Origin of the sequence: Streptosporangium vulgare, assembly GCF_042428775.1 — a bacterium.
GTDB lineage: Bacteria > Actinomycetota > Actinomycetes > Streptosporangiales > Streptosporangiaceae > Streptosporangium > Streptosporangium vulgare.
The window spans coordinates 134,931-155,433 of sequence record NZ_JBHMBS010000004.1 but is presented as its reverse complement, the minus strand read 5'-3'; the positions used below and the strand labels follow the sequence as shown (position 1 = coordinate 155,433).

Genomic DNA, 20,503 nt, shown 5'->3' with positions numbered 1-20,503 from the left:
CATGACCCACGACCACCCCACCCCCGTGACGGTTCTCGGCCTGGGACCGATGGGGCAGGCACTGGCCGGAGCGTTCCTCGCGCAAGGCCATCCCACGACCGTGTGGAACCGGACGGCCGCCAGGGCCGGGGACCTCGTCGCCCGGGGAGCGACCCGCGCGGACACGGTCGCGGACGCGGTCGCGGCGAGCCCGCTCACGATCGCCTGCGTCATCGACTACGACGCCGTGCGGGCGATCGTCGCCCCGGCCGCCGACGCGCTGAAGGGCCGCACCCTGGTCAACCTCACCGCCGACACGCCGGAACGCGCCCGCCTGATGGCCGAGTGGGCAGCCGAACGCGGCATCGACTATCTCGACGGGGCCATCATGACCCCGACGCCGACCATCGGAGGCCCGGCGGCCGTCGTCCTGTACAGCGGACCGGAGGAGATCCACCACGCCCATCGGCGGGCGCTGGCGAGCCTGGGCGGCACCTCCGCCTACCTGGGCGCGGATCCCGGGAGGGCGGCGGCGCACGACGTGGCCCTGCTCGACCTCTTCTGGACGTCCATGAGCGGCCTCGTCCACGCCTTCGCCCTGGCCGCCGCCGAGGACATCGCGGCCAGGGACCTCGCCCCGCTCGCCAAGGGGATCGGTGCCCTGCTCCCCGCCATCATCGACGAGTTCGCGGAGCACTTCGACGGCGGAGACCACCCGGGCGACCAGTCCACCATCCTGTCGGCCGCCGCCGGCATGGAGCACATCATCCACGCGGCCCAGGCCCGGGGCATCGACACCGGCGTGCTGAGCGCCGCCCAGGCCGTCGCCCGGCGGGCGATCGACGCCGGTCAGGGCGGCGACAGCTTCTCACGCCTGGCGGAGGTGCTCGGAAGACCCGTACCGGCACCGTGACCTCGCGGCCCGGGGGAGGACCTCCGGGCCGCCAGCGCCTCGGCGAGCCGGAGCGGCCCGGCGTCCGTGCGCAGCGCCTCCACGGCCAGCCACTCCAGATCCAGGAGGAAGTCCGCAGGACCCTTCGGCCCGAGGAAGCGCCGGTCGGCGCACAGGGTGAGCACCGCGCGCTCGGACAGCTCGTGGACGTACAGGAAGAACGTCGCGCCCTTCTGGTCGGTGTCGTGGGGCGGCTCCACGAGCTCCGTCTCGTCCAGCAGGGCGTCGTACTCCGCCGGGGACAGCCGGCGCCCGGCGGGCGGGGCCGGGGCGTCGAACCTGATGTCGTTGAGGAAGCAGTAGCCGTCCGTGCCGATGCCGCGTTCCCCGGTGACGCGGGCGACGAGCTCCTCAAGCCGGACGGGGTCGTACTCGCAGGTGCCGTAGGCCGCGAGCGCGGCCCTTCCGGCGTGGGCCAGGAACCCGGAGAACGACTCCTGGCGGAGGCGGAGCCGCAGCAGCGCGTTCTGGTTGAAGGCCCCGACGAAGCGCCGCGTCTCCGGCTTGAAGCGGGTGGACACGATGAGCCGCAGGGCGACGTCGTCCTCGCCCTTGTACAGGCCGAGGAGCAGCGCGACGGTGGCCTGGAGCACCGTGCCGGGGGTGACGGACGCGCGCGCGGCCAGCGCGCGGATCGCCCGGGAGAGGGCGCGGGAGCGGATCTCGGACCAGTCCTGCCTCGCCTCGCCGCCCTGCCTGAGGTCCTCCAGCCAGACGCGCGGCAGCTCGCGCACGGCCTCGGCCCAGTAGTCGAAGGCCCGTCGCTCCCGGAGTCCGGCACGTTCCGAGTTCTCGTAGGCGAGGCGCCCCAGGGGCTGCTCCGCCGCGGGTCCGAGGGCGGCGGGGGCCGAGAGGAGCGTCCTCAGGTCCTCGCAGACGATCTTCAGGCTCCACCCGTCGACCGCCATGTGGCTCACGACCAGGACCACCCGGACCGGGACACCTCCCGTGGTCACCACCGCGACCCGCAACGGGAGCTCCCCGCCGATGTCGAACGGCGTGTCACGCAGCCTCGCCCCGGCGTACGCCGCCACGGTGACGGGGTTCCTCGTCCCCGTCTCGTGCACGGCGACCTCCAGCTCGCCCGAGCGCAGGACCACCTGGACGGGCTTCCCTCCGTCCCCGTCGTCCCGGGGGAACAGCGTGTGCAGGGCGTCGTGGCGCTCGACGAGCGCGCGGACGGCGGCGAGCACGTCGTCGACGTCGCGGCCGGGCTCGACCTCGCACACGGCGAGCAGGTTCAGCGAGGCGTCCCCGGGCGGAAGCCAGCGCAGCACCTCCCAGATCGCCGTCTGTCCCCACGTCAGGGCTCCCCGATCCCCGTACGGCGCGCGGAAGGTCACCGAGACCCGGTGAAACGCCCTGACGGGATGGGACGCCTTGACAGGGTGAGACGTGCGCATTGTCCGTCCTTCTTGCCCGTAAAACGTAATTGACGTGTCATTAACTGCGAATGCGCAGCAGAACCCTCGAACGGAAAGCGGTCGCGACGGGTTCCGGCCATTCATGACAGGCGCCCCCGGTCACGCGGTCAGGTTTCCGTGTCATAAAGCCCACGTCGCGCGCCTCCGGTTCCCTTTCCTCGGGCTGGCTGCGATCGTAGGACGCGCGCCCTGGATGCACAATATGCGCTTTAATCTGAAACAACTTGAGAAAAGCCCGCAAGCTCTTTAGGGGCGCCGCGATTTCGTCCGGACCGTCACGTCACCCGCCCGTCGCGGCACTCCAGTGGGTGTGTTCCCGGGGAAGATCCGGGAGGAGGCCGCCGGGCCCGAGCCCTCTGGGTCCAGGCCACGAGAAGGCCGCGATCCCGGGAGGGGCCGGAGGGCAGGGGAAGTGAAACCGCTCCGGGCGCGTCGGGGAGGGCGCTCACGAGGCGTCCCCTGCGGTCTCCGGGTGTCTGGCCGCTCGTCCGCGACGCCCCGCTAGTCTGGTAAATATATTGCGCAGATTACGTCAACTCTTGCAAAATCGTGCTCGGAAGATCCCGTGATCTATGGGTGATTCGACTGATCGTGCCGGAGAGTCGAGGGACCATGGCGGGCGACGACAGCGCGACACCGCTGATCCGGGCGGAGGGGCTCAGGAAGACGTACCCGCCCCGGGACAGGCGGGGCACCGGGTTCCAGGCCGTGGCCGGGATCGACTTCCACGTCGACCGGGGGGAGGCGTTCGGATTCCTCGGCCCCAACGGGGCGGGCAAGTCCTCGACCATGCGCATGCTCGGCTGCGTCTCCCCGGCCACCGCCGGAACCCTGCGCATCCTCGGCATGGACCCCGCCCGCGACGGCCGGAGGATCCGCGCCCGCCTGGGCGTGGTCCCGCAGGACGACGTGCTGGACCCCGACCTCACCGTGCGCGAGAACCTGACGATGTACGGCCTCTACTTCGGGCTGTCCCGCCGCGTGATCAAAGAGCGCGCGGAGCGCCTGCTGGAGTTCGCGCAGCTGGAGGAGAAGGCGGGCGAGACCCTGGGGGCGCTGTCCGGCGGCATGCGGCGGCGGCTCACGATCGCCCGCTCCCTGATCAACGAGCCGGACATCCTCCTGCTCGACGAGCCGACCACCGGGCTCGACCCGCAGGCGCGGCACGTGCTGTGGGACCGGCTGTTCAGGCTGAAGCAGCAGGGGGTGACGCTGCTGCTCACCACCCACTACATGGACGAGGCCGAGCAGCTGTGCGACCGCCTGGTGGTGATGGACAAGGGGCTCATCGCGGATGAGGGATCACCCCAGGAGCTCATCCGCCGGCACTCGACGCGCGAGGTCCTGGAGCTGAGGTTCCGGATCGACGAGCACGAGCAGGCCGCGGAGAAGCTCCACGCCCTGGTCAGCCCCGGCGAGGGGGAACGGGTGGAGGTGCTGCCCGACCGGGTGCTGGTCTACACGCGCGACGGCGAGGCGACGCTGGCCGCGGTCACCGCCGCGCGGATGACCCCGATCACCGCCCTCGTCCGGAGATCGACGCTGGAGGACGTGTTCCTGCGCCTGTCCGGCCGGACCCTGACGGACTGAGGCGGACGACATGTCCACGTTCCCGACCCCGACGGACCGAGGCGGACGACGCATGCCCATGTTCCTGCGCGAGTTCTCCTCGTGGATGCTCCGCTACCGCCGTTCCTGGAAGAGCACCATCGTCATCAGCGTGGCGAACCCGCTGCTCTTCCTGGTGGCCATCGGCGCCGGGCTCGGACAGCTGGTGGACCCCGCGTCGCTGGGCGGCCTGACCTACCTGGAGTTCTTCGCCCCCGGGATGCTCGCCGCCGCGGCGATGCAGAACGCCTACGTCGAGTCGGTGTTCGTGGTCCACAGCTCCCTGCGGCGGGACAAGGGCTACCTGGTGGCCGCCGCGACCCCGCTGGAACCCCGCGACATCATGGCCGGGCACCTGCTGTTCATGGCGTTCAGGATCGGGACGAGCGCGCTGGCGTTCGCCGTGGTGATGGCGGCCTTCGGCGCCACCCGCTCCCCGTGGGCACTGCTCACCGTGCCTGCCGCGCTGCTCACCGGCATGGCCTTCGCGGCCCCGCTGGCGGCGTGGACGGTGACCGTCGACGCGTTCAACACCCTCAACACGGTGTTCCGGTTCGTGCTGATGCCGATGTACCTGTTCTCCGGGACCTTCTTCGCCGTCGAGACGCTCCCCGGCTGGCTGCGCCCGCTGGCGTACGTCACGCCGCTGTGGCACGGCGTCGACCTGTGCCGCACCCTGAGCCTGGGCACCGCCACCCCGCTCACCTCCGCGATCCACGTCGGCTACCTGACCGCGCTCACGGCCGGGGGCGTCGCGGTGGCCCTGGCCACGTACCGGCGCCACATCCACGTCTGAGGAGTCGACATGCCGCAGAACCTGGAGACCAGGGTGCCGGACCCGGAGAAGGACAGGGTGCCGCCCGCCGTGCCCCGCTGGGGTGGCGCGCACTTCCTGGTGTTCCGCAACCTCCGGGTGCACACGGGCGGCAACCCGTGGACCATGGCGATGTACTCGATCTTCGAGCCCATCCTGTACCTGCTCGCCATCGGCGTCGGCATCGGGCGGCTCGTCGGGGACGTCGACGGGGTGAACGTCACCTACGCCGCGTTCGTCGCGCCCGGCCTGCTCGCCACGGCGGTGATGAACAGCGCCCTGTACGAGACGATGGAGGGCGCCTTCGTCAAGTTCACCCACGAGCGGTACTACCGGGCGATCCTGTTCACCCCCGTGTCCCTCACCGGGATCGTCGCCGGTGAGGTGGCGTGGGCGGTGCTGCGCGGGTTCGTCACCGCGATCGGATTCCTCCTCGTGATCACGGTGTTCGGGCTCGTCTCCTGGCCGGACGCCCTGGTCGCGGCGGCCGGGACGCTGCTCGTCGCCTTCGCCTTCGGGAGCGCGGGACTGGCCGTGACGACGCGCATCAGGGCGTGGAGCGACTTCCAGTACGTGCAGCTGGTGCTGCTGCCGATGTTCCTCTTCGCGACGACGTTCTACCCGGTCACCGTCTACCCCCGGGTGATACAGGTCATCGTGGAGCTGCTGCCCCTCTACCACGCCATCCAGCTGCTGCGCGGCTGCGCCCTCGGCCGGATCGACTCCGGCCTGGTCGTGAGCGTGCTCTATCTCCTGGTCATGGGAGCGCTGGGCCTCGTCGTGGCCAGGAGGCGGTGGGCACGCGTCATGCTGCACTAGAGACCGCGCGGAACCGGTGATCCGCTCCCGTGCGCGGTCCGCGCGAGGGGAGACCGCTCGGCGCGCCCTGACCGCTGTCCCGGCCGCTGTCCCGGTCGCGGCCCGGGGGCGGGATCAGGGACGACAGATACGGCCCCCCGCTCCCGCTGCGGATACGACAACCGAGGTAGAATAGGAAAACCGAGGACATCTCGTGCGTTGGCATTCAGGTCGGCGTCGCCCAAGGCGATAGGCAACTCCGGCCCCCAGGGGCCGAGACAGGCCAGGCGATCATGACGCCCAAGCTTCTTCCCCGCAGCGCACCGCCCACCTCCACCTCCGACGCCGTCACCGCGACCGCTCCCTCCGAGGTACGCCTCAGCCTGGACCCCGCCCTCGGCCGCAGGGGCGCCGTGGACGGGGCCTGGTGGCCGTACTCGCTGGACGCCACCGTGGAACTGCCCGGGCTCATCGCCGCCGTCGACGCGCTTCTCGACCGGCACGTCCTGCGGGTGGGCCTGCCCCTGGAGGCGTGGGACGACATCCCGCACCGCGTCGCGGCCCCCGGCCGCCAGGTCAAGGTCGGCTGGTTCCGGCACATGGACCCGCACGTGGTCACCCTGATCCCGGTGGGCATGGAGCCGGTCAATCTGCTGGTGATCCCGCCGGGCACCGGGAGCGGCACCGCCGCGAACGCGCTCAGACTGGCCACCACGCCCGAGGCCGCCACCAGCCCGGCCGGAATCCTCACCGCCGCCTCAGGCGTGGCACCGGCCGCCCAGGCCGCCGGTGACAATGGTGACAACGGGGACGAGGGCCAGGCGTCCTGGGAGGGCGAGGGCGGGCAGGTGACCGAGGGCGACTCCGCCTCCTGATCGCCACTCCCTCACCACAGGGCGATGGACCGGCGCAGAATCCCGGCCGCGTCGTCCTCGTCGACCGGGCGCGGGGCGGTGGCGAGCAACCTCTGCTGCCGCATCGTCCCCTCCGCGAGCGCGGGCACGTCCGCCTCGGTGTACCCGACGCCGCCGATGCCGTTGGGCATCCCGACGTCGCGCATCAGCCTCGCCAGCACGCCGGGCAGGAACTCCGCGAGGTCGTCGGGCCTGGCGGCGGACGGGTCGAGCAGCTCGGCCGCCCGCACGTGCCGTTCCGGCTGCGCCTCGAAGGTGAACCTGAAGGCCTCGGGAGCGGTCAGCGCGACGGCCATCCCGTGCGGCACCATCGGCTCGTCCCCCGGGTAGCCCTCGGGACGGAAGTCCCTCACGCGACCGGCGATCGGGTAGGCGTTGGCGTGCGGGATGTGCACGCCCGCGTTGCCGAACCCCAGCCCGGCGAACGTCGCCGCCAGCGCCATCCGCGCCCGCGCCTCGTTGTCGTCCCCGTCGCGTACGGCGGCGCGGAAGGACCGCGAGAGCAGCTGCAGCGCCCGCTCGGACCACATGTCGGCCACCGGGTTCGACCCGCAGTACGGGACGCGCTCCTCGGGACGCTTGCGCTCGTAGGAGGTGTACGGGCGGGCGGTGTAGCTCTCCAGCGCGTGGCAGAGGATGTCCATCCCGGAGGCGGCGGTGACCCCCGGGGGCTGGGAGATGGTCAGGTCCGGGTCGACGACCGCGAGGACCGGGCGGAGCCGGGCGTGGCTGATCCCCGTCTTGACCCTCAGGTCCAGCACGTCGAGCACGCAGATCGTGGTGCTCTCCGCCCCGGTGCCCGTGGTCGTGGGCACCGCGACCAGCGGCTTGAGCGGCCGTGACGGCGCCAGGCCGCCTCCCACGGGCGCGTTGACGTAGTCCATCAGCTCACCCGGGTTGGTGGTGAGCAGGTTGACCGCCTTCGCGGTGTCGATGCTCGACCCGCCCCCGACGGCGACGAAGGCGTCCCACGGGCCGGAGTCGCGGGCGTGCTCGACGGCCGCGAGCAGGCTCTCGTCCGTCGGCTCGACGCGCACGCCGTCGTACACGCGCGCCTCCATGCCGAAGCCCGCCAGCTGCTCGGCGATCCGCCGCGGCGCGCCGGTCGCGGCCACCCCCGGGTCGGTGACGACGAGGACGCGGCGCACGCCGTACTGCCCGAGATCGAAGCCGATCTCGGCCGAGGCGCCCGGCCCGAACTTCAGTGCGGGGGCGCCGTAGGTGAAGACGGACTCGGGATTGCTCGGAGCGGTGAACACGCCCGGCTCCTCTCTCGCGATTCTTGCCGGTGTCGCCGGACGGGGGCCATCCGCGTCAGCGAGCATACCCAGCGGTATGTCGCCCCTGTCCAGCTGCCCGCCGGGCTTGGACCTGGAACCCTTCGCGGGCAAGGGAGCCGGAGCCTTTCGCGGGCAAGAAACCTGCAAGCCAACGACAACCAGGACTCCATATCGTCGCCGCCATGATGAAAAGAACGATCGCGGTGGCCGCCGTCGCCGGAGCCGCCGTGCTGGGGGCACAACTTCCCGCGTCCGCGAGTTCCTCCACCGCGCTGCTCCGGCTGCGCGCCGGTCTGACCCTGGAGATCCCGAGCTCCTGGCGGGTGTACGGGACCGCGGACCGGGTCCAGGTGGTGACCGGTGCCTGCGCGCGGCCCAACGGCGGCTACTTCAAGCCCAGGTGTGACAGCTTCTGGGTGATGGGGCCGAAGGCCATCAAGATCGGCGCCGAGGGATTCGGGCCCTACAACCCCGACCAGGGCCCGTACTACCCGGCCTCCGACGTGCAGCGCTGCCCGACCAACCCCAAGTACGGCCAGGTCCTCGGCAAGGCGATCGTGGTCGGTTACCGGAACGTCGGGGTGGCGCACAAGGCGCACTACCGGGTCTGGCCCGGCCGGTGTGTGTCGTACAGCGGCGGCGAGCAGAAGTCGACGTTCAACCAGCGCGAGTGGTACCTGCCGAAGTCGAAGATCCTCGTCGTCGACCAGTGGGCCACCCCGGGCCTGTCCACGATCCTGAAGAACGCGACCTGGGGCAGGTGACCGCTTGATCGGACCGCCCTCCTCCGGGACCGGGGGCCTCCCTTGGAACCGGAGGGCGGTCCGTCCGGGTGTGGAAGGTTACGGAGAGCACGCGGATGATCTCATTCTGAGGCTACCCTGAGTCTAGACAGACTAGACAGGGGGCGTCGGTGAGCGGATGGCAGGTCCAGGAGGCGAAACAGCGCTTCAGCGAGGTCGTGCGGCGTGCGGTGAGTGAGGGGCCGCAGGTGGTCACCCGGCACGGGGAGGAGGTGGCCGTCGTCATCGACATCGCCGAATACCGCCGCCTCAAAGGCGACGCCCCGGACTTCGGGCGGTTCCTCCTCGCCGACCCCGACTGGGACGACGACGTGGAGTTCCCACGAAACCGGGATCTTCCCCGGAAGGTCGATCTCGACTGATGGGCATCGGTTATCTCCTCGACACGAACGTGGTCTCCGAAGCACGCAAGCGCAACGGCAGCCTTCGGGTCAAGGACTGGATCGCCGCGGCGCACGGGCCCACTCTCTACCTCAGCAGCCTGACGGTCGGTGAGATTCGCTGCGGGGTCGAGCTCCGCAGACGCCGGGACCCCGACCGGGCGACAGTGCTGGAACGTTGGCTGCACGGTCTTCAGCGGCAGTTCGGTGATCGCGTCATCCCCGTCACCGTGGAGGCCGCCGAGGAGTGGGGCCGCCTGAACGCCATCCGCCCGCTGCCCACGACGGACGGCCTGATCGCCGCGACGGCCCGGGTGAACGGCTGGACGCTGGTCAGCCGGAACACCAAGGACTTCGCCGGCACGGGCGTGTCCGTCGTCGACCCGTTCGACGTGCTGACCTGATCAGGTGAGCCTCGCCCTGTCGGCTTCGGCCTCGACGGTGGCGATCCGGAACCAGACCGATCCGCTCGTTCCGTCGCGGTGTGACCCCCACCGGGCCGCGACCATCTCCACCAGCCACAGCCCCCGCCCGCCGTCGTCGTCGGCCTCCGGCACGCGCACGGCGGGCGCGCTCGCGGCCGATCCGTCGTCGGCGACCTCCACGTGGACCATCGTGCCGGTACGCGCCACGTAGACGGTCACCCGTCCGCCCGCCGTACGCCCGGAGTCGGAGTGGGCCACCGCGTTCGTGGTCAGCTCGCTCAGCAGGAGCAGCACGTCGTCGAGCACCGAGGCCCCGACTCGCCCGGCGAGCAGATCACGCACCCAGGCCCGAGCCTCCGGCACGGACTCCACCCGCCCGGGAAACACCTTCCGCCACGCGCTGTACGGCCCGCCCGCCCACGGCATCGTGTCGTGGCGCCCGGCTTTCTGCCGTGGCATCGTCGAAGTTCCGTCACCGCGATGTCCGGGGCGGTCGTCCTCTTCCCCCGCTGCCTCCCGCTCGGATCTCATGCAGTCACCGCCGACATGATCATGTCGGCCGCGTTGTCGGCCTCCGCCCAGACCCATTCCCCGCGCTGCCACAGCCGTGCCCACCAGGGCCGCCAGACGAACGCCCAACCGCAGTGGCGCCGGACGACCGTGATCCTGACCAGTGTCGTGCCCGTCGGCGTACGGACCTCCAGAATCGGCTGCCCGGCCACCGGAAGGACCAGTGAGGTGCATACTCCGAGGCCGTGCAGATCCCAGCTGAGCCGGGTCAGATGAACGAATCGCGCACGCCGCTCGACCGCCGTCACGCTCCCGTCCTCCGGATGCCCACGACGAACACGACCGAGACGCGAAAGGCCGTCGTTCTGATCGTTCATCACTCGTTATCGCTCCTGATTTAAAGGTATGAGGATGCTTTCTTTTTCGTCCTGTCGAACCGAGAGGGCGTGTGATTAGATTGCCCGCGTGGCGGGTGAATTCATGACTGGATTGACACCCCGGTGGATGCTCTGAAATGCCGGGTGAGGGTTTCCTCATACCAGAGTCTGGAATCGCCGCTACAACTGAAAATCCGTTTTTCTCTATTTCGGGAGGAATGCGATGAGTGACGAGGTCCCCCCGGATCCGGGCTCCCCCCGTGCGCGCTTCGGCGCCGAGATGCGCCGCCTGCGCGAGGCCGCCCAGCTCTCCCAAGCCGCCGTGGGCAGACGCCTCGGTTGCACCCAGACCCAGATAAGCCGCCTGGAAAGCGCCGCTCGCACCCCGTCCAAGTCCGACGCCGAGCGCCTCGACGCCCTCTTCGGTACCAACGGCAGCACGTACTTCACGGACCTGCGCGAACACATCGTCGCCCGCTACGGTGGCCCGGTCTGGTTCATGAGCTGGGCACAGGAGGTCGAGCCGTTCGCCCTCGTCCTGCGCTGGTGGGATCCGCTGCTCATTCCCGGCCTCCTGCAGACCGAGGCGTACGCCCGAACGATCTTCAGGCATGCCCCTCGGATCACCCCGGAGGAGGTAGAAGAGCGGGTTAAGGGGCGGATGTTTCGTAAGAAAATCCTCGAAGGCGACAATCCCCCACTTTTTCTCGCCCTCATCGACGAAAGTGTGCTGCGCCGTAACGTCGGCGGACCCGAAGTAATGCGAGAACAGCTTGGCTACTTACTGGAGGTCGCCCAGCGTCCCTCCATCTCCATCCAACTCGTTGATCGGCTCTGCCTCTCCGGAGTGATGGGCGCTTTCATGATTGCGGAACTTCCGGACGGGCAACCGGACGCGATTTATGCAGACTCTTCAGCGGAAGGGCAGATTTCGGCCGACCCCAGTGTCGTAACCCCGATATGGAACCGCTATGAAGCGATACGTGGATGGGCCTATCCTGAGCACATGTCCCTCAAAATGATCGAGGAAGCGAGGCGGGAATGGATCTGAGTGTCGCGGTGTGGCGGAAGTCATCGCTCTCCGGAGACAACGGTGCTCAGTGTGTCGAGGTCGCCGTCAACCTGCCCGGTGCCATCGCGGTCCGCGACAGCAAGGACCCCCAGGGCCCCAAGCTTCTCTTCACCCCCGCCGGGTGGCGGACCTTTGTCGATGGCGTCAAGATCGGTGAGTTCGACCGGCTGGTCTGACGGGAAACGCGACACGCGGCGTCGTCAAGCACCGGTCCGGCTTCCACAGGACAGACGCGGTGATCGACGAGAGAAAGCAGATCCCCTTGGCGAGACTGCTCGATGACGAGGCGTTGGAGCGCTCGTCGGTGGTGGCGAACCGGGTGATGAACCGGGAGCGGGGGCTGACCGGTTCCAACGGGTACGGCCGGGAGCTGGGCATCGACGTGCTGGAGGTCCTGCGTGAGCGGATGCGGGCCGGGAGACGGGTGCGCTGGCTCGACCTGTGCTGCGGTTCGGCCCGTGCTCTCTTCGAGGCCTCCCGACACCTGGGGGAGGAGGCGGAGATCGTCGGTGTCGACCTGGTCGACTTCTTCGCCGGGCCGTCACGCCCGCCGAGGCTCCGGCTGGTCGCCGCCTCGATCACCGGCTGGGAGCCGGAGGAGCCGTTCGACCTGATCACCTGCGTCCACGGTCTGCACTACGTGGGCGACAAACTCGGTGTCCTGTCCCGGGCCGCCGGTTGGCTCGCCGAGGACGGCCTGCTCGTCGGCAACCTCGACACCCGGAGCGTCCTCGTGGACGACGGCGTACCGGCAGGGCGCCGGTTGGCCTCGGCGCTGCGGGAGGCCGGACTGGACTACGACCCCAGACGTCGCCGGATCACCTGTCGGGGCCGGCGCGTCGTCGAGCTGCCCTACCGCTATCTCGGCTCCGACGACCGCGCCGGGCCCAACTACACCGGCCAGCCCGCGGTCGACTCCTACTACGCCAACGATTCGTGAAACCGGGCTCTGGCGTCATGGCCCGAACGGGTAGCGTCTGATCTTCGAGCAGGCGCCGGCCCGCGGAGGGGACTCACCGTGAAGAAGCTGATCGTCCGGCTCTGGAGGCTGGCCAGTGGCTCACTCCAGTGGCGCGTCAACTGGCTTCGTCACGCCACGTTCATGGTCGGGGTGACCGGGATCGTGCGCGACCAGGACGGCAACGTCCTCCTGCTGAAGCACCGCTTCTGGCCGGAGGGCAGGCAGTGGGGCCTCCCGACCGGTTACGCGAAAAGGTCGGAGACCTTCGAGGACACCGTCTGCCGCGAGGTGCGGGAGGAGACCGGGCTGAAGGTGCACGTCGGAGAGCTGGTCCGCCTGAGGAGCGGCTACCGGCTGCGGCTGGAAGTGGCGTACGAGGCCGAGTTCCTCGGCGGCACGCTCAAGCTCGACGATTTCGAGATCCTGGAGGCGGGGTGGTTCGCCCCGGACGACCTGCCGGCAGAGCTCCAGGAGTCACACCGCGTTCTCATCCGGCGCGAGTACGTCTAGCGTCCCGTGCTGAAAACCTGGCGCCCGTCATTCCGCGATTCGCAAGCACTCCGGGAAGTTCTTGCGAGTCGCCGTTGCAGCCGCTCTTGGTGGCGCCCGTGTCAGAGCCCGAGATCGTCCAGTTCCTTCCGCAGCGCGGTTCTCGGATCCCGGGGTGAAGGGGCCGGGACCGGTCGGCTGCGGTTCCGTTCGCGGAACAGCCAGCCGCCCAGCAGACCGGCGAGGAAGCCGAACAGGTGCGCCTGCCAGCCGATGCCCTCCTTGGGCAGCAGTCCGGTGAACTGGTAGGAGAAGCAGAGGGCAATGACCAGGCCTATCACGATGTCGATCAGATGTCGGTCGAAGGCGCCCCGCACCAGGACGTAGCCGAAGTAGCCGAAGACGACGCCGCTCGCGCCCGCGCCCACGCTCTGCGGGTCGGAGGTGAACCAGGCCCCGAGGCCGCTGACCAGGATGATCAGTCCCGTCACGCCGAGGAACTTGACGACGCCCCGGTAGGCCGACAGGAAACCGAAGACGAACAGCGGTCCCGAATTGGCCTGGATGTGTTCCCAGCTCCAGTGCAGGAACGGCGCCGACGCGATGTCGGGCAGACTCGCGGGATCCCACGGCCGTACGCCGTGCTCCTGGCCTAGCGCGTAGCCCGATGTCCAGTTGGCGATCTGCATCACCCAGATGAAGGCCAGGAACCCGACCATCACCCAGAACGCCTTGCGGGCCTCGGCAATCATGATCTCGGCCGTGCCGCCCTTGGCGTCCACCGTTTTCTCCTCAGCTCTCCGGATCTCGTCCGCAGTTCAGTATCGAGATGAAAGATCACAGATACGACAGCGGGACGTGGCCGCCTTCGGCCTTACTGCTCCTGCGCTCTCTGGAGGTTGACCCACTCAGTTCCGGCAGGGCTGGTCGGAGATGCGCGAAAGGTCCAGAACCGTGTATCGGTTGTCCCGTTCCCTCCAGAACAGGATCGGCGCTTCCGGGCCCGACACTCCCTGGCCGATCGCGTTGGAACCCTCGGTCTCGTGCCTGACGCCGACCCACGCCGATCTGGCGGTGCATCGGTCGTACAGCAGCGCGGATGAGCCCGAATCCTTGACGGAGAAGTTCACCTCGACTCCGTGCACGTACGGCAGGCCGAAGAGCCCGAACCTGTCATGGATCAATGGGCCTTCCCCCGCTGCGGGGAGCGTGGTGCGACCTGAGCCGTTTCTGCGCTGGATTACCACCGTGGACAGTTGGTAGGAATCCGGCATCATTTCGCCCGCGCACCATTCGGCCCCGCAGTTCATGAACCGTACGTCCGGATCGAGCCGTTCCGCGGACGGGCTCGGGGTCGGGGCGATCTTCTGTGGTTTTCCGCCGGAGAGAGAAATCCGGTAGGAGCCGCTCTCGCTCTGCCAGGTGACGTGATCCACGAGGTGTCAGACGCGCAAGGTGCCGTTCGGGTTCCTGGTGCCCGCGTCCGGCTGACGGCCGGGCATATCGCCGGGGCCGGGCGGGCCCGCGCCGGTATGAGCGTTCCGGGCTCCCGGTCGACGGCCCAGAACGACGGGCAGCCGCGACAAGTTTATGTCGACATATGCGTACGGGCCCGCTTTGTTGGGATATTGCTAACTCTGGCCTCGATAATCGGGTTCACATTGCCGTGTCGCCTTTCGGGGAAACCGTATGCCATTTACATTCGAACACGGCGCACCGAATAGCTGGCACGAATAACCGCCAAAATGGTGTATTTGTTGGCGATTCGGGCTCCATGGAGAAAAGCGTGTGGCGCACTGTGGCGGATGAGTGGAGAGTCCACATCGAGTTGGACGGCGGCGTTAACCGGTGCGTGAGAAGTGCGGAAAACGTGAGGCGGGGAGCGGGCGTGCGGGATTTCCCGGACACCGAAAAGCCCCGCCGGAAACTCCGGCAAGTGTGACATGGATTCGAGAGACAGATCAGCAAGGAGATGGAAATGCGCCAGGAAACCGGAACCGAATCGCGTCGGGGAGCCAAGCGTGACACCGTACGGCGGCTGAGCCTCCTCGCGGTGGGGTTCGGCACGGCCCTGCCCCTGATCGCCTCCGCGCAGGCGTCGGTCGGGGCCGTCGCGGCATCCGGGGGACCGGCCCCAGGCCCCGCCAACAACTGTGTCGTCGACGTGACCGGAGGGGCGAACACACCGGTTACGGAGCACTGCTTCTCCACGTTCACCGAGGCGATCCGGTTCGCCACCGACGGCGCGATCACCGACGCCCCGGCCACCGCCGTCGAGGGCGTGGAAGACCCCGCGCTCAACGCGCTGCTCGGGAGCAGCGAGAAGGCCACCGGGACCGAGCCGGCCCCCGCGGCCGACGGCGCTCTGCTGGTGATCGGGATCGAGTACGAGCACATCAACTACGGCGGCGCCTCGTTCACCTTCCGCGGCCCCCGGAGGTGCACCAGCCCGACCACCGACGTCGACTACTCGGTCAATCTCCCGAGGATCTGGTGGGACCGCATCTCCTCTTTCAAGAACTTCGCCAACTGCTACACCAACCACTACGCCTACACGAACTTCATCCCCCCGGCGACCGGTTACCTGAATGACCGGCCAGTCATGCCGATCATCAACGGCCGTAACTTCAACGACGACGCGCGATCGATCAGGTGGAGCTGACCGGCGGCGCCTTACCGGCCCGAGCGGCGACCCGCACCGGCCGCCGCTCGGGTCCGGCCGTGTTCCCGGAAAAGGCCCCACGGGGAACACGGGGAAAAGCCCCCGGGGGCGGGCGGGCGGCTACTCGACGACGATGGAGTCGACCCGGTCGGGATAGAAGGCGACGTGGTCCTTGATCTCGGCGACGGCCGGGTGCGGCGACTCGTAGAACCACACCGCGTCCACCGCCTGCTTCCCGTCCACCGTGACGGTGTAGTAACTCGCGTCACCCTTGAACGGGCAGTAGGTGGCGGTGTCGGTCCGCTCCAGGAGCGAGCGGTCGACGTCGGCGATCGGGACGTACTGCACCGGCGGGTACGACGCCTCCTGCAGTGTCAGCGCGCGCCGCGAGTCGGCGACCACCTTGCCCCCCACCGAGACGACGACCCGGGCCGGGTTCGCCGTGATCGTGATCGGATGGCTGGGTCCGGGCTGCAGGACGGGCTTGTCGGTCATGGCGGGACCCCCTTTCTGTCATGTCCAGTCTGCCGGACCGGTGTGCTCCCGAACCCGGCGCGGTCCCCCTGCCGGTGTCGAGGGCGGGGATCGGCCGGTGACGGGGATCGGGAGCACGGTGCCCGGAGCGTTCAGGGCCGCGTCGTGGGCGTTGTGGGCGTTGTGGATCGTGATGGTGCCGGATCGTCGCCATGCTCCTGGGCGGGTAGTTCTCGCAACGAGCGCAGGGGTGAGGCGTAGGCGATCGCGGTGCCGAGGAGCATCACGCCGCTGCCGATGACGAGGGTGGCTCGGAGGCCGAGCAGCGATCCGAGCAACCCGCCGAGAAGCGCGCCGAGGGGCTGCGTCCCGTAGACGAGGAACCTCCAGGTGGCGTTGACCCGGGAGAGCAGGGCGGGGACGGTCAGCAGCTGCCGGAGGGTCTGCTGGTTGACGCTGTAGAGCGAGGGCCCGGCCCCCCGCAGCACCTGCGCCGCGGCGAGCACGGCGAGCGTGAGCGACAGGGGACTTCCCGCGGCCGCGAGCACCAGGCCGGAGACGGCCGCGAGGAACATCCCCGTGACGAAGGATCGGCCCGGGCCGATGCGCTGGGTGATCGGGGCCACGACCAGGGCGCCGAGGATCCCCGCCACGCCGCCGATCGCGATGACCACGCCGATGGCGGCCGGGGACAGCTTGAGATCTCTGACCAGATAGAGCACCAGGACGACGTTCTGGATCTGGCCGCCGAGCGCGCCGAGGGTGGCCGCCAGCGTCGTGGCGCGAACGACCCGATGGGCGAAGAGCGCGCGTACCCCGTCGAGGATGTCGGCCCGCAGGTGACGCTCGTGCCGTTCGGCGGCGACGGCCGGGCCGGGGGTGCGGATGCGTGCCTTGCACAGTCCGGCGAGCAGGAAGGAGACGGCGTCGACGGCGATGGCGATCGGCGCGGTGAGCAGCGAGACCAGCACGCCGCCCAACGCCGAGCCGGTCGTGGCGACGGTCGTGTTGCTCAGCATGAGCGCGCTGTTGGCCGGCAACAACTGCTCCCGTGGCACCAGCAGGGGGGTGAACGACTGAGCGGTCACGGTCTCGAAGAGGCCGCAGACGCCGGTGAGAACCATCACGACGTACAGATGCCACATCTGCAGCACCCCGAGCACGGCCGCGACCGGGACCGAGCCCAGCAGCAGGGTCTGCGCCAGGTCCGCCAGGACGAGGGTCCGCCGGTAGGGCATGCGGTCCACCCACACCCCGGCGGGCAGCCCCAGGACGAGGTGCGGAAGCAACGCCGCCGCACCGAGAAGTCCCATCTGGGCGGGTGAGGCGTTCAGGTGGACGACCGCTGTCAACGGCAGCGCCACCGTGGTGACGCTCGATCCGAGCAGCGAGGTGGAGTTGCCGACGAAGAGCCGGCGGAAGTCGGGATGCCTCCGCAGAACCGGCCATGGCCGGGACGAAGGACGATGACCGTCATCGGTCTTCTCCGGCGGTGCCGGGGTTTCCCCTTCGTCAGTGGCCATAGCCGGACGCTACCGGGATCTTCGGACGGACGCGTCGATGAGGCGATGACCGGGGCGTGAGCCCGGCCAGGGTCCCGCCCGGTTCGGCATCCGAGTCGCGAGCGGAGGGGTGTGGTCCGCTGTGGAGGGGCGTACGGAGATGTGTGGTCCGCTGTGGAGGGAGTGCGGAGACGTGCGGTCCGCTGTGGGAGCTCGGAGACGCCCGGTCCGCTGTGCGGGGGAGCGGGGATAGGCCATGCGGAGGACGCCCGCGACGCCGTCGCCGCCTAGCGTTCCCGTTCCCCGCCCACCCGGTGCGGGCCGGAACGCAAGGGAAGATCGCATGTCAGTACTCTCCAACCCGCTCGGTTTTCGCAGATCGGTGGCAGGCGCGTGCCTTGTCGTCGCGCCGCTCGTCTACATCGCGGGCATCGTCGCCGACCCGGCGCTCCGGCAGGGCGGTGACACCGTCGGCGTCTACGGGAGGTATCCGGAGCAGGTCTCGGTCAGTGCCTCGCTCCTGCACTGGAGCTGGGTGCTGATGGTCCCGGGGATCATCGGGATGATCCACCTCATCCGGCACCGGGGAGTCGTCTTCGGACACCTCGCCGGCGGTCTCGCGCTGCTCGGTGTCGTGAACTTCTCCGGGCTGATGCTGGGTGACTTCTTCTACTCCCGCCTCGAACGCGCCCTGCCGCCCGCCCAGGGCGCGCGGCTCGCCGACGAGGCGTTCGCCGACCCCGGCGCCACCTTCGGATTCCAGATCCCGGGCTTCCTCGGGCTGCTGGGCCTGTTCCTGCTCGGCCTGGCCCTGGCCTACGCCCGTCGCGGGCCGTGGTGGGCGTGGGCGGCTCCCTTCGCGATGCTCGCGGGCATCCTCTTCGCGCCGGTCTTCCCGATCGGCACGGTCGCGGGTGGCCTGCTCTACCTGGCCGGCTCCGGCGCGATCGGGCTGCGGATGCTGCGGATGAGCGACGCGGAGTGGGCCGGGGAGGAGGCGGTGGCTCAGCGGACTCCCACCGGGGCCTCCAGCGGGAAGCGGGCGACCACCCCGTAACCGCCGCCGGGCACGGAACCGGCGGACAGCTCACCACCGTGCATCGCGGCCCGCTCACGCATCCCGATGAGGCCGTGTCCGTCAGAGCCGTGTCCGTCAGAGCCGTGTCCGTCGAAGCCGTGTCCGTCGGAGCCGGGTCCGTCAGGACCGCCGCCCGTGCCGTCGTCGGTGATCTCCACGTCCAGCCCGGTCCGGCCGTAGGTGATGACGACGTCGGCCCCGGTGGCGTGGGCGTGCTTCAACACGTTCGTCAGAGCCTCCTGGATCACGCGGTAGGCCGACAGCCCGAGCCCCGGAGGCAGGGGCCGAGGCTCGCCGGCGATCCGGAGGCGAACGTCCAGCCCGGCCTCCCTGACGTGCGTGACCAGCTCGTCCAGCTGGTCCAGGCCCGGCTGGAGGGCGCCGGAGCCGGGGGCGCCGGTCCCGCGGAGCACCCCCAGCATGAGCCGGAGCTCCTCGACCGCCTCGCGGCCGGCCTGCTCGACCCCGAGCAGCATGTCGCGCTCACGCGCGTGCTCGTCACCGAGCCGCATCCGCACCCCGCCCGTGTGCAGGGTCATGACGCTCACGTTGTGCGAGACGATGTCGTGGAGTTCCCTGGCGATCCTGGCCCGTTCCTCCGCCACCGCCCGCCGGGCCCGCGCCTCACGCTCCACCTCAAGGCGCGTGGCGCGTTCGGCCAGCCGTAACGTCTGGTCCATCTGTCGGCGCAGCAGGATGCCGCTTCCGTACGCCACGCCCACGAAGACGGCGCCGATCATGAGTTCGGCGACGTCGTTGTGCTGGAACGTCTGCACGAAGGCGTACGCCGCGAGCACGCACGCCAGTCCCGCGAAGCCGCGGCGGCTCCGCGGTTCCGTGGAGCTGGCCACGGTGTGGACGAGGATGAGCGTCGAGTAGAAGTGCCAGGCGGCGTAGTAGCCGCCGCCCGAGACCGCCCGTACGGCCAGGCCCACCGCGATCAGCGCGAGGAGCAGGGTCACGGGGAACCGGCGCCGGAGCAGCAGCATCGTCCCGGCGACGACCGCGCCCGCCGCCATCGGCACCGGGTCGCCGATCTGGCCGGGCTGGGAACCCTGGCGGCCGAAGGACTCGACGAGCCCGGCGGTTCCCACGGCGAGGGAGAGAAGGACGTCCAGCACGGTCGGCCGCCAGTCGCCGAACAGCCTCCTCAGCACGGCCGGTCCCGTTGGCCGGGCCGCACGACCCCGGCCTCGTAGGCGAACACGACGGCCTGGATCCGGTCCCGCACGCCGAGCTTGCGCAGCACCCGGGCGACGTAGGTCCTCGTGGTCACGTCGCTGACATGCAACTCGCCCGAGATCTCGACGTCGGACATGCCCCTGGCCATCAGGCACAGCACCTCCCGCTCGCGCCGGGTGAACGCGGACAGCTCGGGAGGCGAGGACGGGGAGGACGGGGAAGGCGGAGAGGGCGGCACGCCCTGTTCGCGGCGCGCGGCGAACGAGGTGATCACCCGCGGGGTGGCCGCCGGGTCGATGAGCGCGTCGCCGGACGCCACCACCCGTACCGCCTCGATCAGCTGCTCCGGGGGCGAGGTCTTGAGGAGGAAACCGCTCACTCCCGTACGCAGCGAGGCGTGCAGGTTCTCGTCGGTGTCGAAGGTGGTCAGCATGATGATTCTGGGCGGATGCGGATCTTCGAGGAGCCGCCGGGCGGCGCCCAGGCCGTCCATCCGCGGCATCGCGATGTCCATCAGCACCACGTCCGGCCGCAGTCGCCGGGCCACGGAGAGGGCCTGCAGCCCGTCGCCGGCCTCCCCGACGACCTCGATGCCGGGCGCGGCCTCCGCGACGAGCCGCAGCCCGGCGCGGATCATGGCCTGGTCGTCCGCGATGACGAGCCTGATCCTCGCGAGGTCGCGCGTCCTGCCGGGCATGCGCAGCACGTTACCGAGCGCCGTCGCCCGCCGACTCCCCTCAGCGGACGAGACGCGAGCCGGGCCGCCGTCCGCCGCGCGGTGGATTCCGGGTCCGCCACGCGGTGGACGCCCCTACGGCA

24 protein-coding genes are annotated in these 20,503 nt (G+C 69.9%); 14 read left to right on the top strand and 10 right to left on the bottom strand.

Translation table 11 applies throughout. The annotated features are described in order from the left end of the window. Position 1: 1 nt before the first annotated feature. Entirely contained in the window at positions 2–892 is an 891-nt protein-coding gene (locus ACFFRH_RS10275; protein ID WP_344745399.1) for an NAD(P)-dependent oxidoreductase, read from the top strand. On the opposite strand, the gene ACFFRH_RS10270 is transcribed toward ACFFRH_RS10275, so the two are convergent. After that, positions 829–2,334 carry a condensation domain-containing protein gene (locus ACFFRH_RS10270; protein WP_386155876.1) on the bottom strand — a complete coding sequence of 502 codons (1,506 nt, stop codon included), beginning with the start codon at positions 2,332–2,334 and terminating at the stop codon, positions 829–831. The genes ACFFRH_RS10275 and ACFFRH_RS10270 overlap by 64 nt on opposite strands. Before the next feature lie 597 nt (positions 2,335–2,931). Between ACFFRH_RS10270 and ACFFRH_RS10265 the strand changes: the two genes are divergently transcribed. The 4 genes from ACFFRH_RS10265 to ACFFRH_RS10250 all read left to right on the top strand — a co-directional run bounded on the left by ACFFRH_RS10265 (position 2,932) and on the right by ACFFRH_RS10250 (position 6,450). Next, positions 2,932–3,945 carry an ABC transporter ATP-binding protein gene (locus ACFFRH_RS10265; protein WP_386155874.1) on the top strand — a complete coding sequence of 338 codons (1,014 nt, stop codon included), beginning with the start codon at positions 2,932–2,934 and terminating at the stop codon, positions 3,943–3,945. A 52-nt stretch (positions 3,946–3,997) separates the two neighbouring features. Further along, on the top strand, positions 3,998–4,759 hold the full coding sequence (locus tag ACFFRH_RS10260; RefSeq protein WP_386155872.1) for an ABC transporter permease: 762 nt from the start codon (positions 3,998–4,000) through the stop codon (positions 4,757–4,759). Positions 4,760–4,768: 9 nt separating this feature from the next. Beyond that, entirely contained in the window at positions 4,769–5,596 is an 828-nt protein-coding gene (locus ACFFRH_RS10255) for an ABC transporter permease (RefSeq protein ID WP_386155870.1), read from the top strand. 272 nt (positions 5,597–5,868) lie between these two features. Continuing rightward, positions 5,869–6,450, top strand: a complete 582-nt coding sequence (locus ACFFRH_RS10250) for a DUF5994 family protein (protein WP_344745404.1) — start codon at positions 5,869–5,871, stop codon at positions 6,448–6,450. 11 nt (positions 6,451–6,461) lie between these two features. On the opposite strand, the gene ACFFRH_RS10245 is transcribed toward ACFFRH_RS10250, so the two are convergent. After that, on the bottom strand, positions 6,462–7,748 hold the full coding sequence (locus ACFFRH_RS10245) for a hydroxyacid-oxoacid transhydrogenase (protein ID WP_386155867.1): 1,287 nt from the start codon (positions 7,746–7,748) through the stop codon (positions 6,462–6,464). Between the two features lie 203 nt (positions 7,749–7,951). Between ACFFRH_RS10245 and ACFFRH_RS10240 the strand changes: the two genes are divergently transcribed. The 3 genes from ACFFRH_RS10240 to ACFFRH_RS10230 all read left to right on the top strand — a co-directional run bounded on the left by ACFFRH_RS10240 (position 7,952) and on the right by ACFFRH_RS10230 (position 9,356). Next, positions 7,952–8,533 carry a hypothetical protein gene (locus ACFFRH_RS10240; protein ID WP_344745406.1) on the top strand — a complete coding sequence of 194 codons (582 nt, stop codon included), beginning with the start codon at positions 7,952–7,954 and terminating at the stop codon, positions 8,531–8,533. 149 nt (positions 8,534–8,682) lie between these two features. Further along, positions 8,683–8,934 carry a type II toxin-antitoxin system Phd/YefM family antitoxin gene (locus tag ACFFRH_RS10235; protein ID WP_344745407.1) on the top strand — a complete coding sequence of 84 codons (252 nt, stop codon included), beginning with the start codon at positions 8,683–8,685 and terminating at the stop codon, positions 8,932–8,934. Beyond that, the gene (locus ACFFRH_RS10230; RefSeq protein ID WP_386155865.1) at positions 8,934–9,356 is read left to right on the top strand and encodes a type II toxin-antitoxin system VapC family toxin; all 423 of its coding nucleotides are present in this window, start codon (positions 8,934–8,936) and stop codon (positions 9,354–9,356) included. The genes ACFFRH_RS10235 and ACFFRH_RS10230 overlap by 1 nt, the downstream gene beginning before the upstream one ends. Here the strand turns inward: ACFFRH_RS10230 and ACFFRH_RS10225 are convergent, their stop codons facing one another. Then, positions 9,357–9,836, bottom strand: coding sequence for an ATP-binding protein (locus ACFFRH_RS10225; protein ID WP_344745409.1), 480 nt, complete (start codon positions 9,834–9,836; stop codon positions 9,357–9,359). It abuts the gene before it with no gap. A 68-nt stretch (positions 9,837–9,904) separates the two neighbouring features. Continuing rightward, entirely contained in the window at positions 9,905–10,195 is a 291-nt protein-coding gene (locus ACFFRH_RS10220; protein ID WP_386155862.1) for a hypothetical protein, read from the bottom strand. A gap of 292 nt (positions 10,196–10,487) precedes the next feature. Here ACFFRH_RS10220 and ACFFRH_RS10215 point away from each other — a divergent pair, with 292 nt between their 5' ends. From ACFFRH_RS10215 to ACFFRH_RS10200, 4 genes are all read left to right on the top strand, one after another. Continuing rightward, positions 10,488–11,315: a helix-turn-helix domain-containing protein gene (locus tag ACFFRH_RS10215; RefSeq protein ID WP_344745411.1), complete on the top strand. Its 828-nt coding sequence runs from the start codon at positions 10,488–10,490 to the stop codon at positions 11,313–11,315. After that, positions 11,306–11,512, top strand: a complete 207-nt coding sequence (locus ACFFRH_RS10210; protein ID WP_344745412.1) for a DUF397 domain-containing protein — start codon at positions 11,306–11,308, stop codon at positions 11,510–11,512. The genes ACFFRH_RS10215 and ACFFRH_RS10210 overlap by 10 nt, the downstream gene beginning before the upstream one ends. Positions 11,513–11,571: 59 nt before the next feature. Next, positions 11,572–12,276, top strand: a complete 705-nt coding sequence (locus ACFFRH_RS10205) for a class I SAM-dependent methyltransferase (protein ID WP_344745413.1) — start codon at positions 11,572–11,574, stop codon at positions 12,274–12,276. Between the two features lie 78 nt (positions 12,277–12,354). Continuing rightward, entirely contained in the window at positions 12,355–12,807 is a 453-nt protein-coding gene (locus ACFFRH_RS10200) for an NUDIX domain-containing protein (RefSeq protein WP_344745414.1), read from the top strand. Between the two features lie 101 nt (positions 12,808–12,908). Here ACFFRH_RS10200 and ACFFRH_RS10195 read toward each other — a convergent pair whose 3' ends face one another. Next, positions 12,909–13,568, bottom strand: a complete 660-nt coding sequence (locus ACFFRH_RS10195; protein WP_344745415.1) for a rhomboid family intramembrane serine protease — start codon at positions 13,566–13,568, stop codon at positions 12,909–12,911. 126 nt (positions 13,569–13,694) lie between these two features. Then, positions 13,695–14,222: a hypothetical protein gene (locus ACFFRH_RS10190; protein WP_344745416.1), complete on the bottom strand. Its 528-nt coding sequence runs from the start codon at positions 14,220–14,222 to the stop codon at positions 13,695–13,697. A 542-nt stretch (positions 14,223–14,764) separates the two neighbouring features. Between ACFFRH_RS10190 and ACFFRH_RS10185 the strand changes: the two genes are divergently transcribed. Beyond that, complete coding sequence (locus ACFFRH_RS10185) at positions 14,765–15,448, top strand: hypothetical protein (protein ID WP_386155859.1); 684 nt, start codon at positions 14,765–14,767, stop codon at positions 15,446–15,448. A gap of 120 nt (positions 15,449–15,568) precedes the next feature. Here ACFFRH_RS10185 and ACFFRH_RS10180 read toward each other — a convergent pair whose 3' ends face one another. After that, positions 15,569–15,943, bottom strand: coding sequence for a DUF427 domain-containing protein (locus ACFFRH_RS10180; RefSeq protein ID WP_386155857.1), 375 nt, complete (start codon positions 15,941–15,943; stop codon positions 15,569–15,571). A gap of 131 nt (positions 15,944–16,074) precedes the next feature. Further along, a complete protein-coding gene (locus ACFFRH_RS10175) occupies positions 16,075–17,445 on the bottom strand; it encodes an MFS transporter (RefSeq protein ID WP_344745419.1) in 1,371 nt (456 codons plus the stop codon). Positions 17,446–17,767: 322 nt separating this feature from the next. Here ACFFRH_RS10175 and ACFFRH_RS10170 point away from each other — a divergent pair, with 322 nt between their 5' ends. After that, positions 17,768–18,481 (top strand): hypothetical protein, encoded by a 714-nt coding sequence (locus ACFFRH_RS10170; protein WP_344745420.1) that lies wholly within the window; start codon positions 17,768–17,770, stop codon positions 18,479–18,481. Here ACFFRH_RS10170 and ACFFRH_RS10165 read toward each other — a convergent pair. Together ACFFRH_RS10165 and ACFFRH_RS10160 are read right to left on the bottom strand one after the other, a co-directional pair. Next, the gene (locus tag ACFFRH_RS10165) at positions 18,430–19,659 is read right to left on the bottom strand and encodes a sensor histidine kinase (RefSeq protein WP_344745421.1); all 1,230 of its coding nucleotides are present in this window, start codon (positions 19,657–19,659) and stop codon (positions 18,430–18,432) included. The two genes, ACFFRH_RS10170 and ACFFRH_RS10165, sit on opposite strands and share 52 nt — an antisense overlap. Next, complete coding sequence (locus ACFFRH_RS10160; RefSeq protein WP_344745422.1) at positions 19,653–20,381, bottom strand: response regulator; 729 nt, start codon at positions 20,379–20,381, stop codon at positions 19,653–19,655. Before ACFFRH_RS10160 ends, ACFFRH_RS10165 begins: the two co-directional genes overlap by 7 nt. Positions 20,382–20,503 lie beyond the last annotated feature (122 nt).

What these genes read in the sequence shown, in the direction of transcription:
- ACFFRH_RS10230 (WP_386155865.1), top strand. Translation starts at nt 8,934, where the DNA reads ATGGGCATCGGTTATCTCCTCGACACGAACGTGGTCTCCGAAGCACGC.
- ACFFRH_RS10185 (WP_386155859.1), top strand. Translation starts at nt 14,765, where the DNA reads ATGCGCCAGGAAACCGGAACCGAATCGCGTCGGGGAGCCAAGCGTGAC.
- ACFFRH_RS10275 (WP_344745399.1), top strand. Translation starts at nt 2, where the DNA reads ATGACCCACGACCACCCCACCCCCGTGACGGTTCTCGGCCTGGGACCG.
- ACFFRH_RS10240 (WP_344745406.1), top strand. Translation starts at nt 7,952, where the DNA reads ATGATGAAAAGAACGATCGCGGTGGCCGCCGTCGCCGGAGCCGCCGTG.
- ACFFRH_RS10270 (WP_386155876.1), bottom strand. Translation starts at nt 2,334, where the DNA reads ATGCGCACGTCTCACCCTGTCAAGGCGTCCCATCCCGTCAGGGCGTTT.
- ACFFRH_RS10215 (WP_344745411.1), top strand. Translation starts at nt 10,488, where the DNA reads ATGAGTGACGAGGTCCCCCCGGATCCGGGCTCCCCCCGTGCGCGCTTC.
- ACFFRH_RS10225 (WP_344745409.1), bottom strand. Translation starts at nt 9,836, where the DNA reads ATGCCACGGCAGAAAGCCGGGCGCCACGACACGATGCCGTGGGCGGGC.
- ACFFRH_RS10160 (WP_344745422.1), bottom strand. Translation starts at nt 20,381, where the DNA reads ATGCCCGGCAGGACGCGCGACCTCGCGAGGATCAGGCTCGTCATCGCG.
- ACFFRH_RS10255 (WP_386155870.1), top strand. Translation starts at nt 4,769, where the DNA reads ATGCCGCAGAACCTGGAGACCAGGGTGCCGGACCCGGAGAAGGACAGG.
- ACFFRH_RS10170 (WP_344745420.1), top strand. Translation starts at nt 17,768, where the DNA reads ATGTCAGTACTCTCCAACCCGCTCGGTTTTCGCAGATCGGTGGCAGGC.
- ACFFRH_RS10210 (WP_344745412.1), top strand. Translation starts at nt 11,306, where the DNA reads ATGGATCTGAGTGTCGCGGTGTGGCGGAAGTCATCGCTCTCCGGAGAC.
- ACFFRH_RS10260 (WP_386155872.1), top strand. Translation starts at nt 3,998, where the DNA reads ATGCCCATGTTCCTGCGCGAGTTCTCCTCGTGGATGCTCCGCTACCGC.
- ACFFRH_RS10180 (WP_386155857.1), bottom strand. Translation starts at nt 15,943, where the DNA reads ATGACCGACAAGCCCGTCCTGCAGCCCGGACCCAGCCATCCGATCACG.
- ACFFRH_RS10250 (WP_344745404.1), top strand. Translation starts at nt 5,869, where the DNA reads ATGACGCCCAAGCTTCTTCCCCGCAGCGCACCGCCCACCTCCACCTCC.
- ACFFRH_RS10175 (WP_344745419.1), bottom strand. Translation starts at nt 17,445, where the DNA reads ATGGCCACTGACGAAGGGGAAACCCCGGCACCGCCGGAGAAGACCGAT.